The organism is Cupriavidus sp. PB-02, assembly GCF_058252315.1.
This window is the reverse complement of record NZ_CM177694.1, coordinates 3,476,729-3,502,246: the sequence shown is the minus strand read 5'-3', so window position 1 is coordinate 3,502,246 and position 25,518 is coordinate 3,476,729. Positions and strand designations below refer to the sequence as shown.

The window sequence follows — 25,518 nt, the reverse complement described above, 5'->3', positions numbered from 1 at the left end:
CCCAAGTGGTCCGTCACCGACGGAGGGGCGATAAGGCAATTCGCAAACGGCAGGTAGACAGTCGCGCAGACGCTAGGCGTGTCGCGCTGCAAATACCACTCGCAGCCGGGTCGGCGTCATCGTGAAGCCAAATGACTCGTCGACCGGCCCCGACCCCGGCGCGTAACTGAGCGTGAATTGCCGGCAGACCATCGATAGCGCAGCCTTGATTTCCAGTAGCGCTAGGCTGCGCCCGGGGCACAGGCGCGGGCCTGAGCCAAAGGGCACGAAGCCGCTGCGGTGATGGGCGGCGGCAGTGTCATCCAGCCAGCGCTCCGGACGGAACTCGCGGGCCGCGGCGAAATTGCTCTCCCTGAGGGCGTCGGGGCGGGTCAGCAGCATCATGAAGGTGCCCCGCGGCAGCCGGTATCCGCCGATTTCGACGTCTTCGTTGGGTTCGACAAAGAAGAGTGGCGCGACCGGCTTGAGGCGCAGCGATTCCTGCGCCACCGCGTCGATGTAGGGGAGCCGCGTGGCATCCCCGATGTCCCGCAGGACGTAGTCCTCGCCCAGCACGGCATCTGCCTCCTGCTGCATCTTGCGCTGGACCTCGGGGTGGAGGCACATGAAATGCATCATCCAGGCGATGGTGTTGGCTGTCGTGTCTTCGCCCGCCAGCAGCATGGTGAAGATATTGGCATACAGTTCGTCATCGCTGAGCGGGGCTTCGCCCGCGGCCTGCGCGGCGATCATGGCTTCCAGGAAATTGCTGGGATTCGCTGCGAGTGCCGGGGATTGTGCCAGCCGCTGGCGTGCCGCCGCGATGAACTCGCCGATCGCCTCGCGCACGGCTGCCACGGCCCGGTCGAATGCGCGGTCGGCCGGCAGGCGGAAATAGTGCCAGTATGGAAAAGGCGCGTTCACCCGCCGGTCGATCATCGGCAGGATCCGCACCAGATGTTGCTGAATGACGCCGCCCTCGCGCTCCAGCGTGTTCATGTCGTAGCCGAAGGCAAGGCTGGTGGTGACATCGACCGTGTATCGCATCAGGTCCTGCTGTACGTCGACTGGCCGCTTGCTGGCGGCCGCCTTTTCCCAACGCCGCTTCAGCCTCAGGGTGACGATGGCCAGGGTGGGAAAGAAGTCGCGCAGATGGCGTGCGTCGAGTGCCTGCGCAACCGGGCGGCGCTGCCTGCGCCAGTCCGCACCTTCCGCGGAGAATACGCCCACGGAGCCAATCTCGCGGGATAGCGCTTCGATGGCTCTTGCGCGGCGAAAAGTCTCCGGCCGGTCATGGAGGATGCGGTCGATCCATTCGCCATGCGCGACCACGACGACCGGGCGTCGCATCAGGTGGATGCGGTAGATCGGGCCGAACGCTTGGCTCCACCGTTCGAGATCGACATGCAGCTGCGCCTTGTGCAGCTGCAGGACGTTGCCCAGCCAGGGCAGCCCCCTGGGGCCAGGCAGCTGCGACAGCGATCGTGCCGGGGCGCCGGTCGCTGCCCGCGCCTCGGGCCGGCCGCTGTCAGCCGACTCGCGCTTCCACGCGAGCACCTCGGCACGATCCAGCAACACTTCTGCGCTTGCCACCGAGGCTCTGAAGCGCCGCAGGCAGACCTCAGGCTGGTCGACTTTCACGCCCGAGGCACAGTCGAAACGCCAGCCGTGCCCGCGGCAGGTCAGGATGCCGGCTTCGAGCGTACCCTCCGCCAGCAGCGTGCCCCGATGCGGGCAGCGGCCCTGGTAGGCAGATACCGCGCCGCGGTGGCGCACCAGTACGATTTCGACGCCCTCCGCCTGCACCGGCAGCAGACAGCCCTCCTTGAGGGAGGCCGCGGACGCCACGCGTATCCTGTCGCCGGCGCTCATTGCTTCAGGCTGTCCGCGCATGTTCGCTACCCTTGCGGGCACGACAGTTCGGCATTGTGGAGATCATAGCCTGCCGACGGGCAGCGGCCGTGAGTGCCAGCCGTGGTGCAGATTGCAGGATGTGCGTGTTCATCGTCTTTTCCGCCTTGTCTCAGCGCCGATTCCAAAGGATCGCCGACAACGGCTGCCGCCCGTTATTCAAGGGCACCTTGCAATCATCGTAGTGAGGCGCGCCCGGCTTGCAAGTGCGCCATGGCCCGATGAGGCCAGCGTTCACCTGCCGTGTCGAATTCGCGCCTCAGTCGCCGCGGGGAAGTCACGGTTGCGCCATTCCGGCAGGCACGCACCAATGAAAAAGCCCCGCATCGCTGCGGGGCTCCACGGCCATGCCGGAGGCAATTTGCCGCTCAGTTCTTCTTCTCGAACTCGAACTGCGGCGCGGCCGGCTCGCTCGGCTCCGCAGCACCTGGCAGTTCCAGCGTACCGGGCGCGGAGGCGGCACCCGGCCCCGGCTGTGTGGCTGGCTTCTCCGGCTCCCCGCCAAGCGGGATGCTGACCTCGGCGGCATTGCTATGGCGCAGCGTGCCCTTGTCCAGCAGCCCCGTCACCATGCCCGGCAGGAACATCACCATGACGACCATCACCATCTGCAGACCCACCCAGGGCAGGGCGCCCCAGTAGATGTCCGAGCTCTTAACTTCCTTCGGCGCGATGCCGCGCAGGTAGAACAGGGCAAAGCCGAACGGCGGATGCATGAACGAGGTCTGCATGTTCACGCACAGCATTACGCCGAACCATACCAGTGCAGCCGTCGCGGCGGCTTCCGGATTGCCGCCCATGGAGTCCGCCACCACCGGCGCCAGCACCTTGACCGCCACCGGCGCCAGCATCGGCACCACGATGAAGGCGATCTCGAAGAAGTCGAGGAAGAAGGCCAGGAAGAAGATGAACAGGTTCACCACGATCAGGAAGCCGATCCAGCCGCCCGGCAGCGAGGTGAACAGGTGCTCCACCCACGCACCGCCGTCGACGCCCTGGAACACCACCGAGAAGCAGGTGGAGCCGATCAGGATGAACACCACCATCGCGGTGAGGCGCGCGGTGGACTGGTAGGCGTCGACGATCAGCAGGCGCAGCTCGGTCATCTGTCCGGCGCGCAGCAGCAGCCAGAGGATGACCAGATACACCACCGCCAGCGGGATACGGAACGCATGTGAGCCGAAGGCGAAGATGCCGATGGCCGCGGCCACCAGCGTGGCGGCGATGCCGACGCGATAGATCTGGCGGTCGATGCGGCTGAAGGCCTTGTCGCGGATCACGGCCAGCACCAGCGCGCCGACTGCGCCCATGGCGCCGGATTCGGTCGGCGTGGCAATGCCCATCATGATCGTCCCCAGCACCAGGAAGATCAGCACCGCGCACGGGACGATGCCGCGCAGGCATTTGCGCCACAGCGCCCAGCCGCGCAGCGTGCGCGCCTCCGGCGGCACCGGCGGCAGCCAGTCAGGCTTGAAGCGGGCCAGCATGAAGGTATAGAGCGCGAACAGCGCGATCTGCACCACCGACGGGCCCCACGCGCCCAGGTACATGCTGCCCACGTCGGCGCTGCCCAGCGGGGTCTTGAGCTGGTCGGCCAGCACCACCAGCACCAGCGACGGCGGCACCAGCTGCGTGATGGTGCCCGAAGCGGCCAGCACGCCGGTGGCGTACTTCATGTTGTAGCGGTAGCGCATCATCACCGGCAGCGAGATCATCGCCATGGCGATCACCTGTGCCGCCACCGTGCCGGTAATCGCACCCAGGATGAAGCCGACGATGATCACTGAATAGCCCAGGCCGCCGCGTACCGGGCCAAACAGCTGGCCCATGGAGTCCAGCATGTCCTCGGCCAGCCCGCACTTCTCCAGGATGGCGCCCATGAAGGTGAAGAACGGGATCGCCAGCAGCAGCTCGTTGGCCAGCACGCTGCCGAACACGCGGCTGGGCACGGCCTGCAGGAAGCTGAGCGGGAAGTAGCCCCATTCGATCGCCAGGAAGCCGAAGGCCAGGCCCACCGCCGACAGCGAGAATGCGACCGGGAAGCCGATCAGCATGAATACCACCAGGCCGCCGAACATCAGCGGCGGCATATATTCCAACGGAATCATTGAACCGGCCTCTCGTACTTGGATTCGATGCGCACCAGGCCTTTGAGGGCGGCGAAGCGCTTGATCAGTTCGGACACGCCCTGCAGCGTCAGCAGGGCGAAGCCGACGGGCACCACCAGCTTGATCGGGTAACGCGGCAGGCCGCCGGAATTGCCCGATTGCTCGAGGATGCGCCACGAGGGCAGGAACAGCGAATCCCACGACAGCCAGGTGAACAGCAGGCACGAGGGCAGCAGGAACACGACGATCCCGAAGATGTCGATCCAGTGCTGCGCGCGTTCCGAGACGTTGCCGTAGATCAGGTCTACACGCACGTGCTCATTGCGCTGGAAGGTGTAGGAGGTGCCGAACATCACGGCGATGGCAAACATATACCACTGCAGTTCGAGTGGCCAGTTATCGCTCAAGTTGAAGCCATAGCGCAGAAGGGCGTTGCCTGCGCTGATCAGGCACGACAGCAGGATCATGATGTTTGCAAGCCTGCCCGTGTGCTGATTCAACCTGTCGATCTGTCGTGACAGACCAAGCAAGTAATACATGGGTTGTCTCCCCGGTTTTTGCGGCGCTTAGTTTATCTGTAACAAAATTTGGCGGCGCTAGGGGCTACTACCTACGGGGATCGACGAGATTGCGCCAAAGTGGGAAACGCCTATGAAAAAAGCCACCGGGCTCGCGCCGCGGTGGCTTTTTCTTGCGCAAAACTTACGCGAAACTTACAGCGCCGTCCGAATTACAGGGCAGCGCGCGCGGCCGCGATGGCGGCGCGCACCTGGTCCGGCGCGGTGCCGCCGATATGATTGCGCGCGGCGACCGAGCCTTCCAGGGTCAGCACGGCGTGTACGTCGTCGCCGATCAGCGCGGCCTTGTCGCCCAGCCCGGACACGTCGCGCAGCTCGGCCACGGTCAGGTCGGCCAGGTCGCACTGGCGGCTGTCGCAGGCGCGCACGGCGTGGGCCACGGCTTCGTGGGCGTCGCGGAAGGGCAGGCCCTTCTTGACCAGGTAGTCGGCCAGGTCGGTGGCGGTGGCGTAGCCCTGCAGCGCAGCGGCGCGCATGGCTTCCGGCTTGACGGTGATGCCCGGCACCATGTCGGCAAAGATGCGCAGCGTGTCGACCACGGTATCGACCGTATCGAACAGCGGTTCCTTGTCTTCCTGGTTGTCCTTGTTGTACGCCAGCGGCTGGCCCTTCATCAGCGTCAGCAGGCCAATCAGGTGGCCGTTGACGCGGCCGGTCTTGCCGCGCGCCAGCTCGGGCACGTCGGGGTTCTTCTTCTGCGGCATGATCGAGCTGCCGGTGCAGAAGCGGTCGGCGATGTCGATAAAGCCCACGCGCGGGCTCATCCACAGCACCAGTTCTTCCGAGAAGCGAGACACGTGGGTCATAACCAGCGCGGCGGCGGCACAGAATTCGATGGCGAAATCGCGGTCCGACACGGCGTCGAGCGAATTGCGGCACACGCCGTCGAAGCCCAGCTGCTGCGCGACGAATTCACGGTCGATCGGGTAGCTGGTCCCGGCCAGCGCGGCGGCGCCCAGCGGCAGGCGGTTGACGCGCTTGCGGCAGTCGGCCATGCGCTCGGCGTCGCGGGTGAACATCTCGACGTAGGCCAGCAGGTGGTGGCCGAAGGTGACCGGCTGTGCCACCTGCAGGTGGGTAAAGCCCGGCAGGATGGTGTCGGCGTTCTGGTCGGCCAGGTCCAGCAGCGCGCCGCGCAGGGCGCCCAGCAGGGCGATGATGTTGTCGATCTCGCTGCGCAGCCACAGGCGGATGTCGGTCGCGACCTGATCGTTGCGCGAGCGGCCGGTGTGCAGGCGCTTGCCGGCATCGCCCACCAGCGCGGTCAGGCGTGCCTCGATATTCAGGTGGACGTCTTCCAGGTCCAGCTTCCATTCAAAGCCGCCGGCCTCGATCTCGCCGCGGATCTGCGTCATGCCGCGCTCGATCTCGGCGCGGTCGGCCTCGGCGATGATGCCCTGCTTTGCCAGCATGGCCGCGTGGGCCAGCGAGCCCTGGATGTCGAACAGGGCCAGGCGCTTGTCGAAGAACACCGAGGCGGTGTAGCGCTTCACCAGGTCGGACATCGGTTCGGAGAAGCGGGCGGACCAGGCTTCGCCTTTCTTGGCAAGTTGGGAGGTGGACATGGACGTCAGCTGCAGTGGCTCGCGGCAGGCGGGCGCCGTGTGAACGGCGACGGGCGCGAGAAATTGGGAAAAGGGCGATTATATCGCCGGCCGGCCGGCTGGCGGCGCTGGCCGGCACGACGGCGCCGTTCGTCAGAGCCGGCTGTGGATCACAGGTCCCTTGAATACCACCGGGCCGCTCGGCCCGTCGGCATTGGGCGAGCCGCCGGGCGGCTCGATGCTGACCGCCAGCGCGGGCACAGCCTCGGGCAATTGTGCCAGCGCCAGCCGCACTTCCGGCGCCCGTCCGATCACGCCGAGCGACCTTGGCTTGCCGCCGGCCGGCAGCGCCCACAGTTGCAGCACCTGCCGCTCGCTTAGTGCCAAGTGATCCAGGCGCCGCACGATCAGGCTGCGCGCGCCGGCATCCCAGGACACCAGCATGGCCGGCTGGGCGCGGTCGTCGTTCAGCACCGCGACGATCTCCGCCGGCGCCGCTTCGCCCTGCTGGGCCAGGCGCACCCCAAGCCCGATGGCCACTACCGCCACCAGGGCCATCGCCGCCGCCGCGCCGCGCCAGAAGACCGGGGTCGACCACAGGCGCTGCCACCACCCGCCGGCGAGGTCGGCAGGGCGGATGGGGCGGGTGGACTGGCCGCGAGCCTCGGCGGCCTTCCAGCCAAGCCGCTCCTCGATGCCGCACCAGACCTTGTCGACCGGCTCGGCGGCCGCCTGCAATTCGGCCACGCCCGAGAGCCTATCCTGCCAGCGGTGGATGGCGGCGCGCACCGCGGGCTCTTCGCGCGCCATCTGTTCCAGGCGGCGGCGCGCGCCACCGCGCAGCACGCCCAGCGCGTACTGGGCGGCGATGCGGTCGAGCAGTTCGGGATGGGAGGCCAGCTTCATGTTGCCGCCTCCATGCAACTGCGCAGCCGCTCCAGCCCGCGGCGCACCCATGACTTGACCGTCCCCAGCGGCACGCGCAGCCGCGCGGCCAGCTCGGCGTGGCTCAGGTCCTGCAGGTAGGCCAGCACGATGGCCTGGCGCTGCGACTGCTCCAGCCGCTGCAGGCAGCGGTTCAGCGCGCGCGCCTGCTGGCTGGCGTCGGCCAGTTCGGCCGGGCCGGCAGCGTCATCGGCAAGCCATTCGCCCAGGTCTTCCTCCAACTCGACGGTCTGCGGCACGCGCGCAGCCGCGGCGCGGCGCAGGCAGTCCAGCGCCCGGTTGCGCACGATCGCGGTCATCCAGGTCATCGGCGCGGCCAGGTGCGGCCGGTAGTCGCCGGCGTGGTGCCAGATGCTGACAAAGCTCTCCTGCACGACATCCTCCGCCCAATCGCGCCTACCAGTGATACGCAGCGCGAGGCCAAACAGTTTCGTTGCGGTGAGGTCATAGATGCCGCGCAGCGCCTGGCGGTCGCCCAGGGCCACGGATTGCAGCAACGCCGCGAGCCGGTCGGGATCGGCCGGCATGGCATAGGACGGCTGGGTAGAAGGGGGCACCGGGACGGGTCCTCGCAGGGGCTCTGCGGGATTATAGATAGCGATGCATCCAAACGTGCGGCGCGTGCGTACAAGTGACAGGCGCAAGCCAGGCACCCCGGACCGGGGCGCCACGTCTTCATCCCTCACAGGAGATCACCATGGACCGCATGTCACAGATGCCCGCGCGCGAGACTGAAACCATCGTCACGCTGCCGGATGCCCGCCGGCGCGGGCTGCTCAAGGCGCCAGGCTTGTTCGCGCTCGGCTCGCTGGCCGTCATCACGCTGGGCGAATCGATGCCGGCCTGGGCGCAGACGGAATCAGGCAGCACCAAAGACGACATCAATATCCTGAATACCGCACTGGGGCTGGAATACCAGGCGATTGCCGCCTACCAGGTCGGCGCGGAAAGCGGGCTGCTGCAAAAGCCCGTGCTGGATACGGCGGTGAAATTCCAGGGCCACCACAAGGCGCATGCGCAGGTGCTGGCGGGCACGGTGCAGAAGCTGGGGGGCACGCCGGTGATGGCGAAGAAGACCTCCGAATACAACTTCCCGGCTGGCCAGCTGAAGACCCAGGCTGATGTGCTGCGCTTTGCCGCGGGGCTGGAGAAGGGCGCCACCGCGGCCTACCTGGGCGTGCTGCCGAACTTCTACAATCGTGAGCTGACGCGGGCAGCGGGCAGCATCCTCGGTGACGAGGCGATGCACTGGGCGGTGCTGCTGCATGCGTTGGGTGAGGACCCGGTGCCAGGTGCGTTCGTGGGGTGATGAGGCGCAAGCCCGCCCCTTGTTTGCTCCCCTCTACCACATGAGGAAGAGGGGCAGGGGGTGAGGGCAGGCGTTGGCAGTACTGCAGGGGTCGAAGTTCCGGCAGAGCCGGGCCCGGCGCAGGGGAGGCCGTCGCCCGTTGCAGGCGCCAGCCCTCACCCCCGGCCCCTCTCCCACTGGCGCGGGAGAGGGGAGCGACCCGCGCTGTGCGTGCGATCAGCCCGTATTACGCAACCCCGCCGCCACCCCGTTGATGGTCAGGTGGATACCTCGCCGAACCCGGATGTCATCGCCATCCTTGACCGAGCGGTAGCGCTTGAGCAACTCAACCTGCAAGTGGTTCAGCGGATCGAGGTAGGCAAAGCGGTTCTTGATCGAGCGCGCCAGCAGCGGATTGTCCGCCAGCCGTTCCTGGTGGCCGGTGATCAGCGCCAGCATCTCGCAGGTCAGGTGCCATTCCTTGCTGATGCGGTTGAACACGTTGCGGCGCAGCGCCGCGTCGTCGCACAGCTGCGCGTAGCGCGAGGCCACCGCCAGGTCGGTCTTGGCCAGCACCATGTCCATATTGGACAGCAGCGTCGAGAAGAAGGGCCAGGTCTTGACCATGCGGCGCAGCGTGGTGACGGCCGACTTGCGCGCCTTGTCATCGGGCGCGCTGTCCAGCAGCTCCCTGACCGCGCTGCCGAAGCCGTACCAGCCCGGCAGCAGCAGCCGGCACTGGCCCCACGAGAAGCCCCACGGGATCGCGCGCAGGTCTTCGATGCGGCGGTTCTTCTTGTCCATCAGCTTGCGCGAGGCCGGACGCGAACCCAGGTTCAGGTCGGCGATCTCGGTGATCGGCGTGGTGGCGAAGAAGTAGTCCTTGAAGCCGGGGGTCTCGTACACCAGGTCACGGTAGGCCGTGAAGGCGCGGTCCGACAGCTGCTGCATCACCGCCTCGAACATGTCGAGGTCCTTGGGCGCGTTCTGCTGCGGCAGCAGCGACGCTTCCAGCGTGGCGGCGACCACCGTCTCCAGGTTGCGCCGGCCGATCTCGGCGTTGGCGAACTTGCTGTTGATGATCTCGCCCTGTTCGGTCAGGCGGATCTGGCCGTTCACCGTGCCCGGCGGCTGCGACAGGATGGCGTCGTAGGTCGGGCCACCGCCGCGGCCGACGGTGCCGCCGCGGCCATGGAACAGGCGCAGCTTGACCTTGCGCTGCTCAAACAGCTGCACCAGCGCCAGTTCGGCCTTGTACAGCTCCCAGGTCGAGGTCAGGAAGCCGCCGTCCTTGTTCGAGTCGGAGTAGCCGAGCATCACTTCCTGCTCGACGCCATGGTGCGCGATCACCGAATCGAAGCCCGGCAGGTCCAGCAGCGACTGCATGATGCCGGCGGCATTGCGCAAGTCTTCAATGGTCTCGAACAGCGGGATCACCATCAGCTCCATGCGCGCCGGGTCGGTCTTGCTGCCCAGCGTGCCCTGCAGCATGCCGGACTCCTTCTGCAGCAGCATCACTTCGACCAGGTCCGACAGCGTCTCGGTGTGCGAGATGATGTAGTTGCGCGCGATGCGCTTGCCGTAGCGGCCACGCAGCTCGCGCGCGGCGGCGAAGATCGCCAGTTCCTTGCGGGTCTGCTCCGAGTACTCGTGCCAGGGCAGCGTCAGCAGGCGCGGCTGGCGCAGCTCCGCCAGCAGCAGTTCCAGCTTGCGCTGCTCGGGCAGCTTGGCGTAGTCGGCGGCGATGCCGGCGGCGGCGAACAGTTCGGCGATGACCGCCTCGTGCACGTCCGACACCTGGCGCATGTCGACCGAAGCCAGGTGGAAGCCGAACACGGCGATCGCGCGCGCCAGTGCGTCGATGCGGTTGCTGGCCAGCGCCTGGCCGTGGTGGGCGCGCAACGAATCGATCACCACCTGCACGTCCGCGGCAAAGGACTCGGCGCTGTCATACGGCTCGGCCGGCGCCACCGGGCGGCGCGTTGCGGCGTGGCCGGTGAGCGTCTTGCAGGTCGCGGCCAGGCGCGCGTAGATGCCGATCAGCGCGCGGCGATAGGGTTCGTCGGCGCGGTGCTCGGAGTGGTCGGGCGAGCGTTCGGCCAGCGCCAGCAGCTCGGGGCTGGCGTCGACCATCAGCGTGGACATCGACAGCTCGGCGCCCAGTGCATGCACTTCGTCCAGGTACCAGTCCAGGATCAGCTGGGCCTGCTGGCTGGCGGCATGCTCGAGCGTCTCGGCGGTGACGTTGGGATTGCCGTCGCGATCGCCGCCGATCCACGAGCCCATCTGCATGAAAGGCGCGAGCGGGGTCGGCTGGGCGCCGGGCGTGCCCTTGCGCTTGCGCATGGCCGGGAACACCGCGGCGATGTCTTCTTCCAGTTCGCTCATCAGCTGCGGGATGCCGCGCAGGAAGGTAGTGCGGTAGTACGACAGCGCGTTCTCGATCTCGTCGGCCACCGTCAGGCGCGCGTCGCGCAGCATGCGGGTCTGCCACAGCGTGGTGACCTTGGCGCGCAGCTGCGCGGTGTTGTGCTCGCGCTCGCGTGCCGTCATCGGCAGGTCGCGCTCGGCCAGCAGGCGGGCGATCTCGCGCTCGGCGTCGAGAATACTCTTGCGCTGGACTTCGGTCGGGTGCGCGGTCAACACCGGCACGATCAGCGCCTCGTCCAGGAACTTGCGCAGTTGCTTGCCGGTCACGCCGGCGGCGTCGATCGCCTCCAGCGCGTGCGGCAGGCTGCCCGCCTGCGGCGGCGAGCCGGCCAGCGCATGCACGCGGCGGCGGCGGTTGTGGTGCTGGTCCTCGGCGATATTGGCCAGGTGCGAGAAATAGCTGAACGCGCGCACCACCTGGTTGGTCTGGTCGCGCGACAGGCGCTTGAGCAGGCGGTCCAGCTCGGCGCCGGCGGCGCGGTCGTTCTCGCGGCGGAAGCGCACCGCGGTCTGGCGGATGGTCTCGACCACCTCGAAGGCGGCGTCGCCTTCCTGTTCGCGCAGGCAGTCGCCCAGCAGGCGGCCCAGGAAGCGGATGTCCTCGCGCAGCGGCAGGTCCTTGTCGGCGGTGCGACGCACGGGCGAGGCGAGGGTGGTTCCGTTGCTCGACACGATCGAAAGCTGTGGCTGGGTAGCGCGCTTAGCGCCTTTGCCAGGAGCCGAACGGGGGGATTTGGGAGTGGATGCGCCTCCTGCGTCACTATGACCGGAGGCCGTGACTGGGGTCTGGTTTTTGGCGGCCGAACCGGTCCGCCGGCCGCCGGGGCGCGCAGCATGCTGCGTCATGCAATCTCCTCGTATGCTTATCTAATGGGGCGGAGCGGCTATTGGGTCGCGTGCTACCATAGACGGATGCAAGCACCCGCCATCTTGTCTGCCACCTCTTCCTCTACCGCTGTCGTGTCTCGCAATCTTCCGCAAACGCTCGTCATCGCCTCCCGAGAGAGCCGCCTGGCCATGTGGCAGGCCGAACATGTGCGTGTTGCGTTGCAACAATACTATCCCGCGTGCGACGTGTCCATTCTTGGCATGACCACGCGCGGAGACCAGATTCTAGACCGTACGCTGTCCAAAGTCGGCGGCAAGGGTCTGTTTGTCAAAGAACTGGAGTTCGCGATGGACGAAGGCCGCGCGGACCTGGCGGTGCATTCGCTCAAGGATGTGCCGATGGAGTTGCCCGCCGGCTTCGCCCTGACCGCGGTGATGGAGCGCGAAGACCCGCGCGATGCGCTGGTGTCTTCCACCTACGTCTCGCTGGACGAGATGCCGGCCGGCACCGTGGTCGGCACCTCCAGCTTGCGCCGTGAGGCGGCGCTGCGCAGCCGCTACCCGCAGCTGGTGATCAAGCCGCTGCGCGGCAACCTGGATACCCGGCTCGGCAAGCTCGACCGCGGCGAGTACGGCGCCATCATCCTGGCTGCCGCCGGGCTCAAGCGCCTGGGCCTGGGCGAGCGCATCCGCGCGCTGATCCCGATCGAGGCGTCGCTGCCCGCCGCGGGGCAGGGCGCGCTTGGCATCGAGATTCTGGCCAACCGTCCCGAACTGGCCGAATGGCTGGCGCCGCTGAACCACCAGCCGACCCTGCTGGCCGTGACCGCCGAGCGCGCCGTGTCGCGCATGCTGGGCGGCTCGTGCCAGGTGCCGCTGGCCGCCCACGCCCGCTGGGAGGGTGACCAGCTGAAGCTGGACGCTTTTGTGGCGCTGCCCGACGGCTCCCGCGCCATCCGTGCCTCGGCTTCCGGGCCCGCCGCGGACGCGGCCGCTGCCGAAGCGCTCGGCCAGGCGTGCGCGCGCGAACTGGTCGCGCAGGGGGCCGAGGCCATCCTCGCGGCGCTTGCCGATCCCTCCGGCTCCCAAGCTCCTGCCTGAGGCCCGCCCGATGCCCCGCCCGACCGTCGTTGTGACACGACCCGCCGGGCAGTCCCGGCAACTGACCGAGGCGCTGCAGGCCGCGGGTCTCGACGTACTCAGCTTTCCCTTGCTGGCAATCGGCCCCACCGCCGACGACGTGCCGCTGCGCGCGGTGCTGGCGCGGCTGCCCGAGTTTGCGCTGGTGGTCTTCGTCAGCCCCAATGCGATTGCCTATGCGCTCGATGCGCTGGCGGCCGTGCACGGCGCTGCTGTGGCCCAATGGCCGGCGCAGGTGCCCGTGGCCGTGGTCGGCCCCGCCAGCGTGGCCGCACTGGCCGACCGCGGGATCGCGCCGCCAGCCTTCCACGTGATCGCGCCGGCCGGCGCTGCCGCCAACGGCAACGGTACCGACGACGGCAGCCACGATGCCGACACGCCGCGCTTCGATTCCGAAGCCCTGTGGGCACAGCTCGATCCCGCCGCACTGGCGGGCAAGCAGGTGCTGATCATCCGCGGCAACGGCGGGCGCGACTGGCTCGGCGACCGGCTGCGTGAAGCCGGTGCGCGGGTCGAGGCGGTCGAGGCCTACCGCCGCACGCTGCCCGAGCCCACCGCGATGCAATGGCAGGCCATCCGCGACAGCCTGCGCCCCGGCGCGCCGCCCTATGCCTGGCTGCTGACCAGCTCCGAAGCGGTGCGCAACCTCGATGCGCTGGCGCGGCAACACCTGTCTGCGGAGGAAGCCGCCGACCTGCGGCAGGTGCAGTGCATCGCGCCGCATGCGAGAATCGCCGAACAGGCGCAGTCGCTGGGCTTTACTCATATCCAGCGTGCCGCGCCCGGCGATGCCGGCCTGTTGGCGGCGTGCCTGCAGTGGGCCGATGCCCATGCCGGCCCGGCACCGGCCGGCACGCCTGCCAAAGCCGTGCCGGCCCCAGCCATTGCCGGCACGCCACCGCCACCCGTACCGGCCGCCTCCCCGGCGCCCGCCGCAGTACCCACAGCAGTCCCTGCAACGTCAACGAAGGTCGAACGCGTGACGCAAGAAACCACGTCCTCCTCCGCTACGCCGCCGCCCACCGCGGCCTCCGCGCCCGCACCGGGCCCAGGCAATCCCGCCGTCAACGGTGCCCCCGGATCCGCTTCACGCCGTCCCGCCGCGCTGTGGGCGCTGGTCGCCCTGCTGGTGGTGGCCACCGCCGGCGGCTTCTGGTGGCTGCAGCAGCGCGTGGACCACCTGACCGGCGAGCTGGCCCGCCGCCAGCAGAGCAACGATGCGCTGGTGCAGGAATCGCGCGTGCTGACGCGTAACGCACAGGACACCGTCAAGGAACTGCAGGCCAAGGTCGGCGCGCTGGAAAGCCAGGTCGGTGAGACCCGCGACAAGCAGGTGGCGCTCGAGCAGGTCTACCAGGACCTGATGCGCAACCGCGATGATTGGGAAATCGCCGAGATCCAGCAACTGCTGACCAATGCCGGACAGCAGCTGCAACTGACCGGCAACGTGCAGGTGGCACTGGCCGCCCTGCAAAGTGCCGACGCCCGCCTGGCGCGCGCCGACAAGCCGCAATACAACCTGCTGCGCCGTGCGATCGCGCGCGATATCGCGCGCATGAAGGCCGTGCCCGACACCGACCTGACCGGCGCCGCGATCAAGCTGGACGAGGCCATCAACCAGGTCGACGTGCTGCCGCTGCTGTCCAGCGAGCGCATGCTCGAGCGCAGCGAAGCCGATGCCCGCAAGGATGCCGCGCGCAGCGGCGCGGCCGGGGCCAGCGCGCCGGCCGCCAATGGCAACGCCGCCACCGGCGGCTGGTTCACGCGCGTGTGGGACTACCTGCGCGAAGAACTGGCGCAAGTGATCCGCATCCGCAAGGTTGACGACGCGGAAGCGCTGCTGCTTTCCGGGGACCAGGGCTGGTTCCTGCGCGAGAACGTCAAGCTGCGCCTGCTCAATGCGCGCCTGGCGCTGCTGTCGCGCAACGAGCCGGTGTTCCGCAATGACCTGGCGGCGGCGCAGGCCATGATCGGCCGCTATTTCGATACCAAGTCGCGCCGCGTGCAGGGCGTGCTGACCCTGCTCAAGCAGGCGCAGGCGGGCGCGGTCACGGTGCAGCTGCCGACCATGTCCGAAAGCCTGGGCGCGCTGCAGGCCCTGAAGAAGGAGTAAGCCCATGCGCCTTCTGTTCTGGGTTGCGGTCCTGTTTGGCGGCGCCGTCGGGCTGGCACTGTTCACGCAGTTCAACCACAGCAATGTGGTGCTGTTCTATCCGCCATATCGCGTCGAGCTGTCGCTGAACCTCGCGCTGGCGTTGCTGCTGCTGGTGTTCTTTGTGGTGTGGACGGTGATGACCACCATCCGCCACCTGTCCGACATGCCGCGCCGCGCCGCCGCCTACCGCGAGCGCAGCCGCATGAACAAGGCGCAGGCGGCGCTGCGCGAATCGATCGAGAACCTGTTCGCGGGCCGCTTCGCCCGCGCCGAGCGTTGCGCGCGCGAGGCTCAGTCCTGGGAAGATCAGGCCCAGACCGCCGCGCTGATCGGCGCCCGCGCCGCGCACCGGATGCAGGAGACCGACCGGCGCGACGCCTGGATGGCGCAGGTCACGGATCCCGAGCGCGAACAGGCGCGGCTGGTATCGATGGCCGAACTGCTGGTCGATGCCCGCGACGCCGACGGCGCACTGGAAACCATCGCCCAGCTGCAGGCGCAGGGCGCGCGCCAGATCCACGTGCAGCGCATTGCGCTGCGCGCGCACCAGCACCTGAAGAACTGGTCAGAGGTGCTGCGCCTGGCGCGCTCGCTGGAAAAACGCAATTCGCTGCATCCGGTGCTGGCCCTGCGCCTGAAGCAGATGGCGGTCGAAGCCATGCTCGAAGAGCGCCGCCACGATGCCGACGCGCTGACCGAGTTCTGGCGCTCGCTGTCCGCCGATGAACGCCGCGCCACGCGCATCGCCGAACCCGCGGCGCGCTACTTTGCCGCGCTGGGCCGCCAGAACGAAGCCCGCCGCATTGTCGAGGACGCGCTCAAGGTCAACTGGGACAGCCGCCTGGTGCTGCGCTACGCCGATTGCGCCGTGCCCGGCCACGCGCTGCCGCAGATCCAGCAGGCCGAGAAATGGCTGGCCGCGCATCCCGCCGACGCCGACCTCTACTACACGCTGGGCGTGCTGTGCCTGGGCGAGAAGCTGTGGGGCAAGGCCCAGTCCAGCTTCGAGCGTGCGCTGAAGTATGCCGATCCCGACCAGCAGCGCCGCCTGCGCGTGCGCACCCACCTGGCGCTGGCGCGGCTGTTCGAGGAAACCGAGCGCTTCGAGGAGGCGCAGCGCCACTATCGCGAGAGCGCGATGCTGGCGGCCTGAGCCGCCGGCATTTCTTCCATCCCGAGGTGCCTCAGTCCTCCATGATGCCGGCCGCGTCGCGCTTGCCGGCTTCCTTCACCACCCCATAACGCGCCAGCGTCTGCCTGCGCGCCACGTCATGCTGCACCAGCGGGCGCGGGTAGTTGTCGCCCAGGCGCACGCCGGCAGCCGCCAGCACGTCCTCCGGCGCCGTCCATGGCGCATGCAGGTACTTGTCCGGCAGCGCCGCCAGCTGCGGCAGGTACTTGCGGATAAAGCGCCCCTGCGGATCGAACTTCTCCGACTGCGTCACCGGGTTGAAGATGCGGAACCACGGCTGCGCGTCGCAGCCGGTCGAGGCTGCCCACTGCCAGCCGCCGTTGTTGGCGGCAAAGTCGAAATCGTTGAGCTGGTCGGCAAAGTACTGCTCGCCCCGTCGCCAGTCGACGCCAAGGTCCTTGACCAGGAAACTCGCCGTGACCATGCGCAGCCGGTTGTGCATATAGCCGCTCTGCCGGATCTGCAGCATGGCGGCGTCGACCAGCGGATAGCCGGTGGCGGCTCCGCACCAGGCGCGGAAATAGCGTTCGCCGGTCTCGCCGTCCTGCCAGCGGATGTTGTCATAGGCCGGATGGAAGGCCGCGCCGTCCGCCACGCGCGGATGGTGGTGCAGGATCATGAAATAGAAATCGCGCCAGATCAGTTCGGACAGCCACACCGCGGCGCCCACGCTGTCGGCGCCGCCGCGCAGCACGGCTTCATGCGCAGTGCGCGCCAGCGTGCGGATCGAGATCGTGCCGAAGCGCAGGTGCACCGACAGGTAGCTCGGGCCGCGCAGGGCAGGGTAGTCGCGCCGGCGGCCGTAGTCGCCGATGCGGTTGCTGAACTCCTCGAACAGTGCCAGCGCGCCCGAGGCGCCGGTGGGCATGGCGATCTCTGTGAGGTTGCTTTCGCGGAAGCCGAGCTGTTCGAGTGTCGGCACGGGCTTGCGGTGCGCCTGCGGCAACGGCGCCAGTGCCTGCAGGTACGGGGCGATCGGATAGGGGCGCAGGTCGAATGGCTGCACCGTGCGCAGCCAGGCATTCTTGTAAGGCGTGAACACCGAGAACGGCTTGCCCTGGCCGGTCAGGACCTCGTCGCGCTCGAACACCACCTGGTCCTTGAAGCTGAAGAACACGCGCGCCTGCGCCGCCAGTGCGCGCCGCAAGGCTTCGTCGCGGGCGTTGGCGGCGGGCTCGTAGTCGTGGTTGGCGAAGACGGCCTGCACATCGAGCTCGCGCGCCAGCGCTGGGATGGCGTCTTCGGCGCGGTCATGCAGCACGACCAGGCCACCGCCGGCCGCAGTGAGCGTGTCGGCCAGCTCCAGCAGCGATTGCCGGATGAACCCGACGCGCCGGTCGGCTTGCAGGCCGCGTGCCAGCAGCGGATCCAGGATGTCGCGGTCGAACACGAACACACACCACACCCGGGCACAGTGCCTGAGGGCATAATGCAGCGCCGCGTGGTCGGCGGTGCGCAGGTCGCGCCGGAACCAGACCAGCCCGCGCTCGAAGTGCTGGCCGATCCGGTAGGGTTTGCGCGCCGATGCCGGAGTGTCTGCTGCCTGCATGCTCGCCTGTCGATTGAAGGAAACCAGGACAATGGGAAATCGCGCGAACGCAGGGGCGGTCGCCGCGATACCCTAACATAGCGATTCGGCGAAGCAAGGCGGCAACGGCAAGCCGCCGCCCTGCCATTCCGGACACCACTGCAACTTTCTTACCGAAGCACACATGACACTCGACCGTATCCTCCAATCCCAGGGCTTTGGCACGCGCCGGTACTGCGGCGACCTGATCGCCGCCGGCCTGGTCGAGGTCAACGGCGAACTGTGCGAAAACCCGCGCGCGCAGTTCGAAGTGGACGGCCTGCGGCTGACCGTCGATGGCGAGGAATGGCTCGCCTGCACCAAGGCCTACCTGATGCTGAACAAGCCGACGGGCTACGAATGCTCGCAGCGCCCGCGCCACCATGAGAGCGTGTACAACCTGCTGCCGGTGCCGCTGCGCCAGCGCGAAGTGCAGGCCGTGGGCCGCCTAGACCACGACACCACCGGCCTGCTGCTGCTGACCGACGACGGCCAGTTCATTCACGCCCAGACCTCGCCCAAGCGCAAGGTGCCCAAGGTCTACGAAGTGACGACTGCCGAGCCGGTCACGCAGGCGCAGGCCGAGGCGCTGTGCGCCGGCGTCCAGCTGATCGATGAACCCGCCCCGATCGCCGCAGAAGCCTGCGAGATCACCGGCGAACGCAGCCTGCGGCTGACCCTGCTGCAAGGCAAGTACCATCAGGTCAAGCGCATGGTGGCCGCGGCCGGCAACCATGTGGACGCGCTGCATCGCAGCGCGATCGGCGGTTTGCAGCTCGATCCCGCATTGGCCGAAGGCGAGTGGCGCTGGCTGACGGCGCAAGACCTGGCGCTGCTGAGCGGCAAGGAATAAGGCGAACGGCAGTTTGATGACAAGCGGACAGCGTGGCCGGGCGCTCATTGCTGCACTGCAACGCCCGCCAATCTTTTCCGGAAGACCCCCGGCGATTTGATAAAATGCAAGGCATGGCGAAGCCCGAAGCACCCATCAATCTGACCAATCAGTTCCTGATTGCCATGCCTGGCATGGCCGATCCGACCTTTTCGGGTTCCGTCGTCTACATCTGCGAACACAACGAGCGTGGCGCGCTCGGGCTGGTGATCAACCGGCCCATCGATATCGACATGGCCACGCTGTTCGACAAGATCGACCTCAAGCTCGAGATCCAGCCCGTGGCGCACCAGCCGGTTTATTTCGGCGGCCCGGTGCAGACCGAGCGCGGCTTTGTGCTGCACGACCCGCTCGGCGTCTACGTCTCGTCGCTGGCGGTGCCGGGCGGACTGGAAATGACCACCTCCAAGGACGTGCTGGAGGCCGTGGCCAACGGCAGCGGCCCGCACCGCTTTTTGCTGACGCTGGGTTATTCCGGCTGGGGTGCCGGCCAACTGGAGGAAGAGCTCAGCCGCAACGGCTGGCTGACCGTCCAGGCCGATCCCGAGATCATCTTCAGCGTGCCGCCCGAAGGGCGCTTTGCCGCGGCCATCGGCCTGTTGGGCGTCGACGTCAACATGCTGTCGGGCGAGGCCGGGCATGCCTGACGCCGTGGGGCTCGAACTGCCCCGCGACGGCACGGTCCTGGCATTCGACTATGGCGAAAAAAAGATCGGCGTCGCGCTGGGCAATTTCATCACGCGCGAGGCGCGTGCGCTGACCATCCTCCCCAATATCACGGTTGAAGGCCGCTTCGAGGCCGTCGGCGAGCTGATCCGCGAGTGGAACCCGGTGCAGCTGATCGTCGGCATGCCGGTCAACCCGGAAGGCGACGAGCAGCCGATGATGCGGCTGGCGCGGCGCTTCGGCAACCAGCTCAACGGCCGCTTCAATCTGCCGGTGGAATGGGTGGACGAACGTTATTCCTCGCGCGCCGCCTCGATGGCCGGCGCCCGCCGCGGTGAGCTGGACGCCGAAGCCGCCCGCATCATCCTGCAACAATATTTCGACCAATTCCCGCTATGACGCAGATTTCCGTTCCCGACGCCGAGTCGCTGTACCGCAAGCTGCTGGACCAGGCCCGGGCGCTTATTCCCGACGCCGAGCGCGCGCGCTGGTCGGTGGCCGGCATTCATTCCGGCGGTGCATGGATCGCCGCGCGGCTCGCCGCCGACCTGAATCTGCCCGATCATGGCGTGATCAACGTCGCCTTCCATCGCGACGACTACGCCAAGAAGGGCCTGCACAGCCAGGCCCAGCCGACCACGCTGCCGTTTTCGGTCGAAGACCGCAACATCCTGCTGATCGACGATGTGCTGGCCACCGGCCGCACCATCCGCGCCGCCGTCAACGAACTGTTCGACTACGGCCGCCCCGCGCGCGTGGCGCTGGGCGTGCTGGTCGACCGCGGCGGGCGCCAGCTGCCGGTTGCCGCCGACCTGACCGCCGCCGAGATGGCGCTGCCGCCCGGCACGACGCTGGTGCTGTCGCGCCAGGGCGAGGGCGCCGCGGCGCGCTTCGCCTTCGCCACCGAACCGACCGCCGGAAACTGAGCCGGCCTGCATGCCCGATTGCCCGACGCGCACCCGGCGCGCCTGACACCACGCCCTGAGACCAGATCCCCCCGTTTTTTGCCCGCGCCCGACCAGCCATGACCAAGACGTTCCGCAACCCGCAGCTCACCAAGAATGGCGAACTGAAGCACTTGCTGTCGATCGAGGGGTTGTCGCGTGACATGATCACGCACATCCTCGACACCGCCAGCCAGTTCGTATCGCTGTCCGACTCAGACCGCGATGTCAAGAAGGTGCCGCTGCTGCGCGGCAAGAGCGTGTTCAACCTGTTCTTCGAGAACTCCACCCGCACCCGGACCACCTTCGAGATCGCGGCCAAGCGGCTGTCGGCGGACGTGCTCAACCTGAACATCAACGCCTCGTCGACCAGCAAGGGCGAGTCGCTGCTGGACACTATCAACAACCTGTCGGCCATGTCCGCCGACATGTTCGTGGTGCGCCATGCCAGCTCGGGCGCGCCTTACCTGATCGCCGAGCACGTCGCCCCGCACGTGCACGTGATCAACGCCGGCGATGGCCGCCACGCGCACCCGACGCAGGGGCTGCTGGATATGTACACGATCCGGCACTTCAAGAAAGACTTTACCAACCTGACGGTGGCCATCGTCGGCGACATCCTGCACTCGCGCGTGGCACGCTCCGACATCCACGCGCTGACCACGCTGGGCGTGCCGGAAGTGCGCGCGATCGGGCCGCGCACGCTGCTGCCGACCGGGCTGGAGCAGATGGGCCTGCGCGTCTTCCACAACATGGAAGAGGGCCTGAAGGGCGTGGACGTGGTCATCATGCTGCGGCTGCAGAACGAGCGCATGAGCGGCGCGCTGCTGCCGTCGGCGCAGGAATACTTCAAGGCCTACGGCCTCACGCCGGAGCGCCTGGCGCTGGCCAATCGCGACGCCATCGTGATGCACCCGGGCCCGATGAACCGCGGCGTGGAAATCGACTCCGCCGTGGCCGACGGCCCGCAATCGGTGATCCTGAACCAGGTGACCTTCGGCATCGCCGTGCGCATGGCGGTGATGGGCATCGTGGCCGGGAACAGCGACGAATAACGATGCCGTCGAGCCACAACATACCGAACACGCCAAGCGACACGACAAGCCAAGCTATGAAGATTCACATCAAGGGCGGCCGCCTGATCGATCCGGCCAGCAACACCGACGCCACGCAGGACCTCTATATCGCCGCCGGCAAGATCGTCGGCGTGGGCAGCGCCCCGGTGGATTTCACCGCCAACAAGGCCATCGATGCCAAGGGGCTGATCGTGTGCCCGGGCCTGGTCGACCTGTGCGCGCGCCTGCGCGAGCCCGGCTACGAATACAAGGCCACGCTCGAATCCGAAGTCGCCGCGGCGGCCGCTGGCGGCGTCACCAGCCTGGTATGCCCGCCTGACACCGACCCGGTGCTGGACGAGCCCGGCCTGGTCGAGATGCTCAAGTTCCGCGCCCGCACGCTGAACCAGACCCACGTCTACCCGCTGGGTGCGCTGACGCTGGGCCTCAAGGGCGAGATCCTGACCGAGATGAACCAGCTGACCGAGGCCGGCTGCGTCGGCTTCAGCCAGGCAGAGCAGCCGGTGCGCAACACCCAGGTGCTGCTGCGCGCGTTGCAGTACGCGCAGACCTTCGGCTTCACCGTGTGGCTGCGCCCGGAAGACCCCTTCCTCGGCGGCGGCGTGGCGGCCAGCGGCGCGGTAGCGTCGCGCCTGGGCCTGTCCGGCGTGTCGGTGATCGCCGAGACCGTGCGCCTGCACACCATCTTCGAACTGATGCGCAGCACCGGCGCGCGCGTGCACCTGTGCCGCCTGTCCTCGGCCGCGGGGCTGGAACTGGTGCGCCAGGCCAAGCGCGAAGGCCTGCCGGTGAGCTGCGACGTCAATATCCACCACGTCTCGCTGACGGACATGGACATCGGCTACTTCAATTCGCAGATGCGCTTCTCGCCGCCGCTGCGCAGCACCCGCGACCGTGACGCCATCGTCGCCGCGCTGGCCGACGGCACCATCGACGCGCTTTGCTCCGACCACACCCCGGTGGACGACGACGAGAAGCTGCTGCCGTTCGCCGAAGCCACCCCCGGTGCCATCGGCCTGGAACTGCTGCTTCCGCTGACGCTGCGCTGGGCCACCGAGCACAAGGTGCCGCTGGCGCAGGCGCTGGCGCGCATCACCTCGGAACCCGCGCGCGTGATCGGCCTGAAGGCCGGGACGATTGCCACGGGCAGCGCCGCCGACATCTGTCTGTTCGATCCGAAGCAGGTGTGGAAGGTCGACCGCCGCTCGATCAAGAGCCAGGGCAAGAACTCGCCGTGGCTCGGCTACGAGATGGAAGGCAAGGTGCGCATGACGCTGGTCGGCGGCCAGGTCGTCTACGGAAACCACGCAAACGCATGATCTGGCTGCGCAAGACCGCGCTGGTGCTGCACCTGCTGCGCGGGCTGCTGACCTGCGCCGTGCTGTTCCCGTGGCTGGGCGTGAGTTCGCGCGCCTGGCATATCCGGCGCTGGTCGCGCCGGCTGCTGCGCATCCTGGGCGTGGAACTGGAAGTGGTCGACGCCACCGGCGCCGCGGTGCACGGCGCGGCGCGCCAGGGCGCGATGGTGGTCTCCAACCATATTTCCTGGCTGGATATCTACGTGATCCACTGCTGGCGGCCGGTGCGCTTCGTCGCCAAGTCCGAGATCCGCGACTGGCCCGTGATCGGCTGGCTGTGCGACAAGACCGGCACCATCTTTATCGAACGCGGCCGCAAGCGTGACGCGCACCGCGTGCTGCACAACATCACCGACGTGATGCTGCAGGGCGACCTGGTCGGGGTGTTCCCGGAAGGCACCACCACCGATGGCACCGCGGTGCTGCCGTTCCACGCGAACCTGATGCAGGCGCCGATCTCCGGCGGGTTGCCGGTGCAGCCGCTGGGGCTGAATTATCTCGATGCGGCAACAGGACAGCCGACGCTGGCGGCCGCCTACATCGGTGACACCACGCTGCTGCAATCGCTCGAGGCCATCCTGCGCGCGCCGCGGATCAAGGTCCGGCTGGCGGTGGGGCCGTTGTTGTACGCCACATCGGTAACCCGGCGCGAGCTGGCGGAATCAGCACAGGAGCTGGTGACGAGATTACGGTTTCCGGACGTCGACCTAAGCTGTGAAACCGCTTCGTCGCCCATACATCCCCGCGGCTCCGACCGGCTTGAGATGTCGGTGGAGGCTGGAGCGTCCGAATCGAAATAGTCTGTGACCGAACTGGCTCTGATGCCGTTGGGCACGGCCTTTGGGTTCAGTATCTGCACTGTTGCTCTCGCCATGAGGGATCCGAATCAGTGAGTTTTCCCTGGATTCGTTATCATCGTGGAGTCTTCAGTAGAAATGTGGCCAAGAAGTCTCTGGCATTATTTTGATTACCTACCTTAAGCTACAAGCCTATGAAGAAAAGCATCACTGCAATAGTTCCTTTGCTTGGTGACTACCTGCAAGTGCAGCCTCACTTGCCGCAGTTGTTGAGTGGGCTCGCAGAAGCCTATGCAATTGAAACGCTTCGCCTTGAGGTTATCTTCGTTGCGGACGGTGAGCACTGGAGTCAAACTGCGGATTTCTCGGCAATTCCACAGAATAAATCGTTCAAATTCTTGACTGCGCATTGTAATTCAATGCCGAGTCATTTATTTAATATTGCGGCCTGCGAAGCGAATGGTGAGTTCTTGGCGTTCATCTGGCCAGGCGTTGATAGCCGAGCCTGGGCACGCGCTCTAAGAAACCTGGCCGACGGAATCGACGAGAGCGTCGATCTACTTGCCGGGCCTTCCGCGCTTCATGCGAATGGACAAAGATTGGAGTCTTGGTTGTGGCATTGCCCTTCGGTGCGACCCGATTCGTATCCACCCGGATGGATTGAACTAGCGGATATCGTTCCGATGAACTCATGTTTGGTTCGCAGGGAGATGTTTGAGCGTATCGGAGGATTTTCGTCATCTCCGCTGCTTCAGCGAGGCTTCTGGTGGGACTTTACGCTAAGGGCTAGTAGGGAAAGCCCATTCTCATGTAGGTCGTTGGGCGTCCCATCGAGCGTTTGGACCTGGTATTCATATCCGCTTACCTGTGATGTGGGAGTAAGTGGCGATATCATGGCGCGTCGTATAATGCGTGGCCAAAACTCTGAGGTCATAAGGTCGAATCAATCTATCGACTGGGATGACGTGTCCGAATTTTCGCAAAGCCTATCGCCGAGTGATAGTGCGAGATTGTTTTCTCAATTGCAGCGATTTGCGCTATCTAGCGGAATTGTAAAGAGGGCTGGCGATATTACTTTTTCCAGAGAGGCGTCGGAAGATTTGCCCCTTCGCGTTACGGTTTTGGGTGGGCCGAATGAGCCGGCACATAATCAGCTCTGTTTCTTCAATTATTTTTCCATTCTGGAGAAATCGAGTAAGATTACGTGGCGCACGATACTGGATACCGCAGCGACGCAAGCAGATTTGCTCAAGAGTGACTTGGTCTTTTTTAGCAGGGTCAAGTCGGAGGAGGGTTGTAGGCTGATGGATTTCTGTGTCGCTAATTCTATTCCCACAATCTACATGCTGGATGATAACTGGTTTGTGGTTGGGAAGGAGTGGCCTGAGTACGCTGCATTATTCTCGCCGGGTGCGGAAATGTACGAGAATTTCCTTCATTGCCTGCGTAACGCCGATTCGGTCTTAACTTATAACAAGATCCTCGCGGAAGACATAGCCCCTTATGCAAAGCGAGTTACATTGTTGCCAACAAATATTGATCTTTCTCTGTTCAATCCTGCAAATCGGAATGGCCGGCAGAAGACCATGGTTGGTTATGTTGGTACCGCTCGGCAGGCTACAACTGCTTTCGCTGCACTCCGGGAAGTTGCCGAGATGCGGGATGATATTGAGCTGTTCGTGATGACGACGGTAGTTCCGCGGGAATTCGTGGGCCTACCAAAAGAGAAGGTGAAGATAGAGCCTTACGTATTCGGTTATCGGCGTTATGCAAGTCTTTTGAGCAATCGAGTGCCTGACATTCTCATCGCGCCGTTAGGCTCAACACGAACCGAGGCCTCCAAGTGTCCTAATAAGTATTTAGAGATCTCAGCTATCGGTGCTGTGGGGATATACAGCGATGTCGAACCCTATCGTAGCTTTGTTAAGCCATATGAGACGGGACTGCTAGTAGAGGAGAGCAAGGATGCGTGGGTAGCCGCCATCGAAGAGTTGGTAGACGACAGGCCCTTGCGTTCAAGGCTTGCGAAGCGTGCGATGGAAGATGTTAGGGAGCACTTCTCCACGACGGTTGTTCTTGATGAGTTCTACGGGCTGCTCCTTGAGGCGGTGCGTCGCTGA

General features: G+C 66.4%; 20 protein-coding genes. 12 read left to right on the top strand and 8 right to left on the bottom strand.

Annotated features, from left to right (window positions below):
- Window positions 1–72 precede the first annotated feature (72 nt).
- From AC10V3_RS16445 to AC10V3_RS16420, 6 genes are all read right to left on the bottom strand, one after another.
- Window positions 73–1,872, bottom strand: coding sequence for a cytochrome P450 (locus AC10V3_RS16445; RefSeq protein ID WP_349606218.1), 1,800 nt, complete (start codon window positions 1,870–1,872; stop codon window positions 73–75).
- Between the two features lie 386 nt (window positions 1,873–2,258).
- Entirely contained in the window at window positions 2,259–3,998 is a 1,740-nt protein-coding gene (locus AC10V3_RS16440) for a TRAP transporter large permease (RefSeq protein WP_022536350.1), read from the bottom strand.
- A complete protein-coding gene (locus AC10V3_RS16435; RefSeq protein WP_022536349.1) occupies window positions 3,995–4,537 on the bottom strand; it encodes a TRAP transporter small permease subunit in 543 nt (180 codons plus the stop codon). The genes AC10V3_RS16440 and AC10V3_RS16435 overlap by 4 nt, the downstream gene beginning before the upstream one ends.
- A gap of 191 nt (window positions 4,538–4,728) precedes the next feature.
- Window positions 4,729–6,141 (bottom strand): argininosuccinate lyase, encoded by a 1,413-nt coding sequence (gene argH / locus AC10V3_RS16430; RefSeq protein ID WP_490922597.1) that lies wholly within the window; start codon window positions 6,139–6,141, stop codon window positions 4,729–4,731.
- Window positions 6,142–6,273: 132 nt separating this feature from the next.
- On the bottom strand, window positions 6,274–7,026 hold the full coding sequence (locus AC10V3_RS16425; protein WP_490922595.1) for an anti-sigma factor: 753 nt from the start codon (window positions 7,024–7,026) through the stop codon (window positions 6,274–6,276).
- The gene (locus AC10V3_RS16420; protein WP_041681135.1) at window positions 7,023–7,622 is read right to left on the bottom strand and encodes a sigma-70 family RNA polymerase sigma factor; all 600 of its coding nucleotides are present in this window, start codon (window positions 7,620–7,622) and stop codon (window positions 7,023–7,025) included. Before AC10V3_RS16420 ends, AC10V3_RS16425 begins: the two co-directional genes overlap by 4 nt.
- A 140-nt stretch (window positions 7,623–7,762) precedes the next feature.
- Between AC10V3_RS16420 and AC10V3_RS16415 the strand changes: the two genes are divergently transcribed.
- Window positions 7,763–8,374, top strand: a complete 612-nt coding sequence (locus tag AC10V3_RS16415) for a ferritin-like domain-containing protein (RefSeq protein ID WP_374063621.1) — start codon at window positions 7,763–7,765, stop codon at window positions 8,372–8,374.
- Between the two features lie 216 nt (window positions 8,375–8,590).
- Here AC10V3_RS16415 and ppc read toward each other — a convergent pair whose 3' ends face one another.
- Window positions 8,591–11,629 (bottom strand): phosphoenolpyruvate carboxylase, encoded by a 3,039-nt coding sequence (gene ppc, locus AC10V3_RS16410; RefSeq protein WP_374063620.1) that lies wholly within the window; start codon window positions 11,627–11,629, stop codon window positions 8,591–8,593.
- Window positions 11,630–11,695: 66 nt separating this feature from the next.
- Between ppc and hemC the strand changes: the two genes are divergently transcribed.
- From hemC to AC10V3_RS16395, 3 genes are read left to right on the top strand one after another with little or no spacing between them, the layout of a single operon-like run.
- Complete coding sequence (gene hemC / locus AC10V3_RS16405) at window positions 11,696–12,712, top strand: hydroxymethylbilane synthase (RefSeq protein ID WP_490922594.1); 1,017 nt, start codon at window positions 11,696–11,698, stop codon at window positions 12,710–12,712.
- A gap of 10 nt (window positions 12,713–12,722) precedes the next feature.
- Window positions 12,723–14,864, top strand: coding sequence for a fused uroporphyrinogen-III synthase HemD/membrane protein HemX (gene hemDX, locus AC10V3_RS16400; protein WP_490922593.1), 2,142 nt, complete (start codon window positions 12,723–12,725; stop codon window positions 14,862–14,864).
- A 4-nt stretch (window positions 14,865–14,868) separates the two neighbouring features.
- Entirely contained in the window at window positions 14,869–16,059 is a 1,191-nt protein-coding gene (locus AC10V3_RS16395) for a heme biosynthesis protein HemY (RefSeq protein WP_454752360.1), read from the top strand.
- A 31-nt stretch (window positions 16,060–16,090) separates the two neighbouring features.
- Here the strand turns inward: AC10V3_RS16395 and AC10V3_RS16390 are convergent, their stop codons facing one another.
- Entirely contained in the window at window positions 16,091–17,647 is a 1,557-nt protein-coding gene (locus AC10V3_RS16390) for a cryptochrome/photolyase family protein (RefSeq protein WP_490922592.1), read from the bottom strand.
- A 163-nt stretch (window positions 17,648–17,810) separates the two neighbouring features.
- Between AC10V3_RS16390 and AC10V3_RS16385 the strand changes: the two genes are divergently transcribed.
- The 8 genes from AC10V3_RS16385 (at window position 17,811) to AC10V3_RS16350 (ending at window position 25,518) form a co-directional block, all read left to right on the top strand.
- Entirely contained in the window at window positions 17,811–18,518 is a 708-nt protein-coding gene (locus AC10V3_RS16385) for a 16S rRNA pseudouridine(516) synthase (protein WP_490922591.1), read from the top strand.
- Window positions 18,519–18,631: 113 nt separating this feature from the next.
- On the top strand, window positions 18,632–19,204 hold the full coding sequence (locus AC10V3_RS16380) for a YqgE/AlgH family protein (protein WP_490922590.1): 573 nt from the start codon (window positions 18,632–18,634) through the stop codon (window positions 19,202–19,204).
- Window positions 19,197–19,622 carry a Holliday junction resolvase RuvX gene (ruvX, locus tag AC10V3_RS16375; protein ID WP_490922588.1) on the top strand — a complete coding sequence of 142 codons (426 nt, stop codon included), beginning with the start codon at window positions 19,197–19,199 and terminating at the stop codon, window positions 19,620–19,622. The genes AC10V3_RS16380 and ruvX overlap by 8 nt, the downstream gene beginning before the upstream one ends.
- The gene (gene pyrR / locus AC10V3_RS16370; protein ID WP_022536336.1) at window positions 19,619–20,149 is read left to right on the top strand and encodes a bifunctional pyr operon transcriptional regulator/uracil phosphoribosyltransferase PyrR; all 531 of its coding nucleotides are present in this window, start codon (window positions 19,619–19,621) and stop codon (window positions 20,147–20,149) included. The genes ruvX and pyrR overlap by 4 nt, the downstream gene beginning before the upstream one ends.
- A gap of 98 nt (window positions 20,150–20,247) precedes the next feature.
- Window positions 20,248–21,222 (top strand): aspartate carbamoyltransferase catalytic subunit, encoded by a 975-nt coding sequence (locus AC10V3_RS16365; protein ID WP_022536335.1) that lies wholly within the window; start codon window positions 20,248–20,250, stop codon window positions 21,220–21,222.
- 56 nt (window positions 21,223–21,278) lie between these two features.
- Window positions 21,279–22,562 (top strand): dihydroorotase, encoded by a 1,284-nt coding sequence (locus AC10V3_RS16360; protein ID WP_490922587.1) that lies wholly within the window; start codon window positions 21,279–21,281, stop codon window positions 22,560–22,562.
- Window positions 22,559–23,401 carry a lysophospholipid acyltransferase family protein gene (locus tag AC10V3_RS16355; RefSeq protein WP_490922585.1) on the top strand — a complete coding sequence of 281 codons (843 nt, stop codon included), beginning with the start codon at window positions 22,559–22,561 and terminating at the stop codon, window positions 23,399–23,401. The genes AC10V3_RS16360 and AC10V3_RS16355 overlap by 4 nt, the downstream gene beginning before the upstream one ends.
- Window positions 23,402–23,592: 191 nt before the next feature.
- On the top strand, window positions 23,593–25,518 hold the full coding sequence (locus tag AC10V3_RS16350; RefSeq protein WP_490922583.1) for a glycosyltransferase: 1,926 nt from the start codon (window positions 23,593–23,595) through the stop codon (window positions 25,516–25,518).

Excerpts from the sequence above, each read along its gene's own strand:
- AC10V3_RS16445 (WP_349606218.1), bottom strand. The coding sequence starts at position 1,872 with ATGCGCGGACAGCCTGAAGCAATGAGCGCCGGCGACAGGATACGCGTG.
- AC10V3_RS16440 (WP_022536350.1), bottom strand. The coding sequence starts at position 3,998 with ATGATTCCGTTGGAATATATGCCGCCGCTGATGTTCGGCGGCCTGGTG.
- AC10V3_RS16435 (WP_022536349.1), bottom strand. The coding sequence starts at position 4,537 with ATGTATTACTTGCTTGGTCTGTCACGACAGATCGACAGGTTGAATCAG.
- argH (WP_490922597.1), bottom strand. The coding sequence starts at position 6,141 with ATGTCCACCTCCCAACTTGCCAAGAAAGGCGAAGCCTGGTCCGCCCGC.
- AC10V3_RS16425 (WP_490922595.1), bottom strand. The coding sequence starts at position 7,026 with ATGAAGCTGGCCTCCCATCCCGAACTGCTCGACCGCATCGCCGCCCAG.
- AC10V3_RS16415 (WP_374063621.1), top strand. The coding sequence starts at position 7,763 with ATGGACCGCATGTCACAGATGCCCGCGCGCGAGACTGAAACCATCGTC.
- ppc (WP_374063620.1), bottom strand. The coding sequence starts at position 11,629 with ATGACGCAGCATGCTGCGCGCCCCGGCGGCCGGCGGACCGGTTCGGCC.
- hemC (WP_490922594.1), top strand. The coding sequence starts at position 11,696 with ATGCAAGCACCCGCCATCTTGTCTGCCACCTCTTCCTCTACCGCTGTC.
- hemDX (WP_490922593.1), top strand. The coding sequence starts at position 12,723 with ATGCCCCGCCCGACCGTCGTTGTGACACGACCCGCCGGGCAGTCCCGG.
- AC10V3_RS16395 (WP_454752360.1), top strand. The coding sequence starts at position 14,869 with ATGCGCCTTCTGTTCTGGGTTGCGGTCCTGTTTGGCGGCGCCGTCGGG.
- AC10V3_RS16390 (WP_490922592.1), bottom strand. The coding sequence starts at position 17,647 with ATGCAGGCAGCAGACACTCCGGCATCGGCGCGCAAACCCTACCGGATC.
- AC10V3_RS16385 (WP_490922591.1), top strand. The coding sequence starts at position 17,811 with ATGACACTCGACCGTATCCTCCAATCCCAGGGCTTTGGCACGCGCCGG.
- AC10V3_RS16380 (WP_490922590.1), top strand. The coding sequence starts at position 18,632 with ATGGCGAAGCCCGAAGCACCCATCAATCTGACCAATCAGTTCCTGATT.
- ruvX (WP_490922588.1), top strand. The coding sequence starts at position 19,197 with ATGCCTGACGCCGTGGGGCTCGAACTGCCCCGCGACGGCACGGTCCTG.
- pyrR (WP_022536336.1), top strand. The coding sequence starts at position 19,619 with ATGACGCAGATTTCCGTTCCCGACGCCGAGTCGCTGTACCGCAAGCTG.
- AC10V3_RS16365 (WP_022536335.1), top strand. The coding sequence starts at position 20,248 with ATGACCAAGACGTTCCGCAACCCGCAGCTCACCAAGAATGGCGAACTG.
- AC10V3_RS16360 (WP_490922587.1), top strand. The coding sequence starts at position 21,279 with ATGAAGATTCACATCAAGGGCGGCCGCCTGATCGATCCGGCCAGCAAC.
- AC10V3_RS16355 (WP_490922585.1), top strand. The coding sequence starts at position 22,559 with ATGATCTGGCTGCGCAAGACCGCGCTGGTGCTGCACCTGCTGCGCGGG.
- AC10V3_RS16350 (WP_490922583.1), top strand. The coding sequence starts at position 23,593 with ATGAAGAAAAGCATCACTGCAATAGTTCCTTTGCTTGGTGACTACCTG.